Origin of the sequence: Parendozoicomonas callyspongiae (assembly GCF_023502345.1) — a bacterium.
GTDB classification, from domain to species: domain Bacteria; phylum Pseudomonadota; class Gammaproteobacteria; order Pseudomonadales; family Endozoicomonadaceae; genus Sansalvadorimonas; species Sansalvadorimonas callyspongiae.
Map to the genome: position 1 here is coordinate 1 of NZ_JAMFLX010000154.1, position 410 is coordinate 410.

Here is a 410-nt window from a genome sequence, read left to right on the forward strand (position 1 = left end):
TAAGTGTTCACACGAATTGCCTGAATTATGAAAGATCAAACGTCTATGGGTCTGTAGCTCAGTTGGTTAGAGCGCACGCCTGATAAGCGTGAGGTCGGCAGTTCAAATCTGCCCAGACCCACCACTCCCTTCCTCTGGTTGGAGAGTGTTCATGGACAATATGGGGCCTTAGCTCAGCTGGGAGAGCGCCTGCCTTGCACGCAGGAGGTCAGCGGTTCGATCCCGCTAGGCTCCACCAATTTCCTATCGCTGTGAAGCGACGCTCTTTAAATGAGCATGAGAAATCAAAATTGAATGCATATTTCTTGCTGTAAAAGAAAACTGTATTGAATTTTGGTTTTTTTTTGTCGAAAAACCATCGAAATCGTTCCTGACGATTTCTGATGTTTCCTCCAACCCTGGAGGGCACC

Annotated in this window: 1 protein-coding gene and 2 tRNA genes; 2 read left to right on the plus strand and 1 reads right to left on the minus strand. The window is 47.3% G+C overall.

Annotated features, from left to right (window positions below; genetic code table 11):
* The first annotated feature begins 47 nt into the window (after positions 1-47).
* Positions 48-124 (plus strand) — tRNA-Ile (locus tag M3P05_RS20745).
* A gap of 38 nt (positions 125-162) precedes the next feature.
* Positions 163-238 (plus strand) — tRNA-Ala (locus tag M3P05_RS20750).
* Here M3P05_RS20750 and M3P05_RS20755 read toward each other — a convergent pair.
* The coding region (locus M3P05_RS20755; RefSeq protein ID WP_249702059.1) for a hypothetical protein at positions 209-410 on the minus strand (202 nt) is incomplete at its 5' end. The genes M3P05_RS20750 and M3P05_RS20755 overlap by 30 nt on opposite strands.